Annotated in this window: 2 protein-coding genes; one reads left to right on the top strand and one right to left on the bottom strand. The window is 76.6% G+C overall.

All coding sequences use genetic code 11. The features are described from left to right. Positions 1 to 214: 214 nt before the first annotated feature. A complete protein-coding gene (locus tag FNQ90_RS22890) occupies positions 215 to 997 on the top strand; it encodes an SseB family protein (RefSeq protein ID WP_182608089.1) in 783 nt (260 codons plus the stop codon). A gap of 51 nt (positions 998 to 1,048) precedes the next feature. Here the strand turns inward: FNQ90_RS22890 and FNQ90_RS22895 are convergent, their stop codons facing one another. Next, entirely contained in the window at positions 1,049 to 1,465 is a 417-nt protein-coding gene (locus FNQ90_RS22895; protein ID WP_182608090.1) for a DUF1844 domain-containing protein, read from the bottom strand. Positions 1,466 to 1,482 lie beyond the last annotated feature (17 nt).

Here is a 1,482-nt window from a genome sequence, read left to right on the forward strand (position 1 = left end):
CGCCACCTCTCCCGCCGCCGCCATGAGCACCGCTCCCGCCAGACCGACGACGACCGCCGCGGCCGGCACCGTTCGCCGCCCCGGCCGGTGCGACACCCGTCTCTCCATGGCAGGAGACCGTATCCCGGCTCGTCGGTGGTGTCGCCATCGGGCGATGAAGAACGTGTGACATCCCGCGCGTCCCGTCGAGTCCCTCCCCGGATACCCTCGCCGGGTGGCTGCCAAGAACATCCCCCGGTCCCCCTTCGCCGACGACGACGGGAGCGCGGACCCCGCCCTGGTCGCCGCCCTGGAGGCCTGGGCCCGCGACCCGGCCGGTGAAAGGGAGGCCCTGACCCTGCTGTCGCGGGCGCGACTGCTGGTGCCGGTGGTGGCGGTGCTCGGTGAGACGGAGACCGGACCCGACGGTCTGCGGCGCGAGAAGAGCAGTGACATGGCGGTTCTCACCCTGGAGCTCCCCAACGGCCGCCGGGCCCTGCCGGTCTTCACCTCGCTGGCCTCGCTCGCCGCCTGGCGCGGGGACGCGCGCCCGGTGGCCGTGGCCGCGCCGCAGGCGGTGCGCGCGGCGGTCGCGGAACGCGCGGACGCCCTGGTGGTCGATGTGGCCGGTCCCGTCACCAGGGAGATCTCCGGGCCCGGCCTGCGGGCCCTGATGACGGGTGGCAGCCCGGTGACCGACCCCGCCGTGGGACGGGCCCTGGCGGCCCTCGTCGCCGCCGAACCGGCGGTGCTCGACGCCCGTCTCGTTCCCGGTGGGGAGGCCGACGGCACCCTGGTCCTGTCCGTCGAGCCGGGGCCCGGGGGGCCGGAAGCGGTGCGCCGACTGGCCGGCGCGGTGGCGGCGGACGGCACGCTGCGGGCCGCACTGGTCCGCGGCCTGCAGGTGGCGGTGCTCCCGCCGGGGCGGGAGCTGCCGGGCGACCCGCTGCCCCCGCCGCCGGACGACACCGAAGGGCCGGGCGGCCACGACACCGCACCGGGGAGCGGACGGGCGTGATCCCGCCCCGTCGCCCGATCCACCCCGGCGACCGGGCGACGGGCCGGCGGGTCAGCCGAGCACGGGGCCGGTGTACTTCTCTCCCGGCCCCTGGCCCGGCGCGTCGGGCACCAGGGATGCCTCACGGAAGGCGAGTTGCAGGGACTTCAGACCGTCCCGCAACGGGGCGGCGTGGAAGGAACTGATCTCACCGGCCCCGGCGGTCACCAGCCCCGCGAGGGCGGTGATCAGCTTGCGCGCCTCGTCCAGGTCACGGTGGCGTTCGCCGTCCTCGGCGAGACCGAGCTTCACGGCGGAGGCGCTCATCAGGTGCACCGCCACGGTGGTGATCACCTCGACCGCCGGTACGTCGGCGAGGTCCCGGGCCGCGTCCCCGGTGTCGGCCGACGTGTCGGGAGGAGTCGGCTCGGCGGACGACCCGGTGGGCGCGTCGGCGGTGGAGGGGTCGGGACCGGTGGGCTCGCTCATGCCGCCCAGCCTAGGGC

It is taken from the genome of Streptomyces alkaliphilus, from assembly GCF_014141535.1.
GTDB classification, from domain to species: Bacteria; Actinomycetota; Actinomycetes; order Streptomycetales; family Streptomycetaceae; genus Streptomyces; species Streptomyces alkaliphilus.